We start from the raw sequence: 3,102 nt of genomic DNA on the forward strand, positions 1-3,102 counted from the left end.
CGTTGGCCTTGGCCATGCGGTCATTCGGCATATTCAGAGCGACTCGAGGAAGGCCAGCAGCTGATCGTCTGGTCGGTATCGGCTGGATTTGACCCCCGGTGCAGTCACCTGTCGGAGCGCATTTTCCTTTAGACGCATATCCGCGTGGATGTAGATCTGGGTGGTTTCCACGGATTCATGGCCGAGCCAAAGCGCGATGACCGCTTGGTCGACACCGCTATGCAATAGTTCCATCGCGGTGCTGTGGCGGAGCGTGTGCGGTGTAACGCGCTTCCCCTCAAGGCTTGGACAGGTCTGCGCCGCCTTGGCGCAGTATTTTCGGACCAGATGCTCAAGTGCGTCGCGACTGAGACGGTCTCCGCGGATCGAGGGGAACAGCGGACCTTCGCTATCCTTGCGATCACGGATCCAGCCCGCGATCAATCTGGCCGTATCGCGGCGTAAGGGCGTCCGCCGGTCTTTTCGGCCTTTCCCAAGACATTTAACATGGGCACCGGTCCCGAAGACCACGTCGTTGCAGTTCAGATTGACCAACTCTGAAGCCCGCAGCCCAGTTTGGAGAGCGAGCAGCAGCAAAGCGTGATCCCTGCGCCCCACCCAAGTGGCGCGGTCGGGCGAGCCGAGCAATGCCGCGATTTCGTCGGCATCGAGGAACGTCACCGCCCTTTTTTCTTGGCGTTTGTTCGGCATGGCCAGAATGCGTTGGCAGTGATGCAACAACACTGGCTCCGTCATCGCAACATACCGGAAGAAGGACCGGATCGCCGCGAGCCGGGCATTTCGAGACCGGACAGCGTTGCCGCGGGACCCTTCGACATGGATGAGGAAGTTCGCCACCATGTCGGCATCGATATCGCCAACTTCCAGCCTCGTTGGGGCTTTGCCGCTGCGGGCTCCGGCATAGCGGATCAGCAGGCGGAAGGTGTCGCGATACGATGCGATGGTATGACGGCTTGCTTCCATCTGGACGCACAAGCGATCTGTGAAGAAGCGCTGCAGCAAGGCTGGGAATGTCGCGGTCCTCATTACGACTCCTCCGCCGCAGAACTCTCGCCGATCCGTGCCGAGGCCAGTTCGAGAAGCTCGGGCACGGCCTGAAGGTACCAGTAGGTGTCCCTTGGCCCCTCATGCCCGAGGTAGGTCGTCAGCTTGTGCATTTCGCGCGCAGCATCATGTCCGGCGCGATACCAGCCTGTGATCGTCCGGACGGCAAAGGTGTGCCGAAGATCGTGGATGCGCGGTGGCCTTCCGGGCATGGGCTTGGCCCATGTACCCCGCATGCCGATGCTCTGACAGACACGAACAAAGTTTGCCCGCGCCCAGCAATAGTCGGGTCGTTCGCCTTTGCAATTCACGAAGAGCGGTTCCGAGTGTCGTTCGAGCAGTCGATCCCTTTCGGTACAGTAGTTCTTCAGTCTCACCGCGACATCCGGATCGATTGGAAGGATTCGTTCCTTGCCATTCTTGCCGTTCTTTATGTGGAGCAACTGCCTCTCGGCATCGAAGTCTGCCGTGTCGAGCGCCAAGGCCTCTGCAACGCGCATGCCCGTGATAGCGATCAGACCATAGAGCATCGCGCAGGTCAGCCCGCGCAGCCCGTAGATCGACGGCAATTCCCGCGCCGCCCCGATGATCTGGGCGAGTTCGGTATCGCTGTAGATGTACGGCGCGGACCGACTGACTCGTCCTGGCACGAACCCCCTCGGTGGAGGATCTTCGTGCCGATCATCCATACCGTGCAGCCATAGAGCAAATTGACGGACCGCGCTGAACCTACTGGCCTTGGTCCCGCTACTGGCAGGTCGCAGTCCATCCATCCATTCGAGCAGCAGCTCTTTTGTGACGAACTCTTTTCCGGCTTTGTCCACGAAGGTGGCAAAGCTGCGCAGGCGCAACTCGTCTGCTTTCAGTTTGGCGCCAAACATCCGGCGGAGATTGAGATATCGATCAAGCTCGGCGTGCAGGGTCATTGCTTTGCCTCCCCTGCGGGCCAAGGTTGGGCAACAGAACGAAGGTTTGCGATGTCGAGCTTCGCATAGATCATCGTCGTCGCGCGCGACTTGTGGCGCAGAACATCGCCCACCTCGTGCAGGGCTACGCCAGAGCGAACCATCCGAGTTGCGAGGCTGTGGCGAAGCACATGCGATCCGAGATACCGAGCAGGCATCTCGATCTTCAGTGCTGCGCAGGCCCGGGCAAGGATTTTGCTGACGATGCGGCTGTCCTTGAACCCGAGATAGGGGGCATAGGACCTGACAAAAAGAACGCGCGTTACGGTCGATGGTCGGGCATCGCGCAGGTAAGCGCTGATTGCGGCGCCGACATCTTCCGGAAGCGGGAGACGGTCACGCCGTTTGCCCTTTCCTCGGACGAGCAGCTCTCCCGCTCGCCAGTCGATGTCATCGATCTCTATCGCCATGACTTCGGGCACACGCAGGCCGAGCCGGGCCATCAGCAGGAACATGGCATAGTCACGAACGCCATAGCTGGACTCTCGCCGGACCCACTCAAGGATGGCCTCGATGTCTGTCGGCGGCAGATACCTGGGAAGTCGGTTGTTCTGGATGCGATGTACCTTCGGCACAGTCGACGACAGATTGGTTACGGTCAGGCCCCGGGCAAACAGGTACTGGAAGAAGCAGCGCAGATGGGATGCCGGCGTCCGCGCCATCGACAGACCCTTCCCCTTCTGGATGTGTTCGAGGAACGCAACGATGTCTTGGTGCCTGATCGCCGAAGGGTCAGGCACTGTTTCGCCAAACCGGTGGTCCAAGAAGCGGACGGCATATCGCTTGACATGATAAACTGAACTCGGACTCAGGCCGCGTTGCCCGAGCAGGAAGCCTTCCAGGTCATCCAGCAGCTTGTCCTTTGCAATTTGGGCAGCAGATACAGGTGGCGGAATCGCAACGCCGATGCTGATGAGGTGGAGGACGAACCGTCTGACCAAGTTCGGGATCCTGACCGCGTTCATTCGATCAAATGGAACCTGCCGGGCATGGCGATCGGCGATTTCCAGCGTCAATGACGTCGGCTCAACACCATGGGCCTCCAGAACCCGGCCAAACCGTCGAAGCTGGAAGCGATAGTTAGACAGCGCCC

3 protein-coding genes are annotated in these 3,102 nt (G+C 59.9%); all 3 read right to left on the minus strand.

Annotation, left to right across the window (positions count from 1 at the left end; genetic code table 11):
- Window positions 1-33: 33 nt before the first annotated feature.
- Entirely contained in the window at window positions 34-1,026 is a 993-nt protein-coding gene (locus C8N34_RS25670) for a tyrosine-type recombinase/integrase (protein ID WP_036638456.1), read from the minus strand.
- Entirely contained in the window at window positions 1,026-1,970 is a 945-nt protein-coding gene (locus C8N34_RS25675) for a tyrosine-type recombinase/integrase (protein ID WP_036638455.1), read from the minus strand. Before C8N34_RS25675 ends, C8N34_RS25670 begins: the two co-directional genes overlap by 1 nt.
- Window positions 1,967-3,102, minus strand: a 1,136-nt coding sequence (locus C8N34_RS25680; protein WP_211317750.1) for a site-specific integrase, incomplete at its 5' end; no start/stop codon positions are given. The genes C8N34_RS25675 and C8N34_RS25680, both read right to left, overlap by 4 nt.

This window comes from Gemmobacter caeni, assembly GCF_003054195.1.
GTDB lineage: Bacteria > Pseudomonadota > Alphaproteobacteria > Rhodobacterales > Rhodobacteraceae > Gemmobacter > Gemmobacter caeni.

Coding starts and splice junctions, on each gene's coding strand:
- C8N34_RS25670 (WP_036638456.1), bottom strand. CDS start 1,026: ATGAGGACCGCGACATTCCCAGCCTTGCTGCAGCGCTTCTTCACAGAT.
- C8N34_RS25675 (WP_036638455.1), bottom strand. CDS start 1,970: ATGACCCTGCACGCCGAGCTTGATCGATATCTCAATCTCCGCCGGATG.